1 protein-coding gene is annotated in these 507 nt (G+C 68.2%); it reads right to left on the bottom strand.

Features of this window, described 5'->3' with window-relative positions:
* A partial coding sequence (locus B2284_RS13590; RefSeq protein WP_286697641.1) for a transposase occupies nucleotides 1-507 on the bottom strand: 507 nt, incomplete at both ends.

Genomic DNA, 507 nt, shown 5'->3' with positions numbered 1-507 from the left:
TCGATGAGCGCCTCCATCGCCGCGCGGCCGAGGGATCGGTCCTTCTCGCGGTAGGCCGCGATCATCCGCTGGTAGATCCCCCAGGTCGCCTCGACGGGCACGTGCTCCTCGAGCACGAACAGCTCCTGCAGGCGGGTCTGCTGCTTGTCGGTGAGCAGGCCCGCGCCGGTGTGCAACGTTCTACGCGCACGGTAGAGCGGGTCGTCTTTGCGGCCGCGGTGCCCGTGCAGTTCCTGCTGGACTCGGCGTCGGCACTGGTCGAGGGCATCACCGGCAAGGCGCACGACGTGGAAGGGATCCATCACCGCAGCCGCGTCGGGCAGTTCCTCGGCGGTGGCGCTCTTGAACCCGGTGAAGCCATCCATCGCGACGACTTCGATGGCCTCACGCCATGCCTGAGGGCGAGCGGCGAGCCACTCCTTGAAGACTCGCTTGGAGCGGCCCTCGACCATGTCCAGCAGTCGTGCTGGGCCGCTGCGGTCGCGGATCGGGGTCAGGTCGATGATC

The sequence above is a fragment of the Dermacoccus sp. UBA1591 genome, assembly GCF_002322065.1.
Taxonomy (GTDB): Bacteria; Actinomycetota; Actinomycetes; order Actinomycetales; family Dermatophilaceae; genus Dermacoccus; species Dermacoccus nishinomiyaensis.
This window is presented reverse-complemented; position numbering and strand designations above follow the sequence as displayed.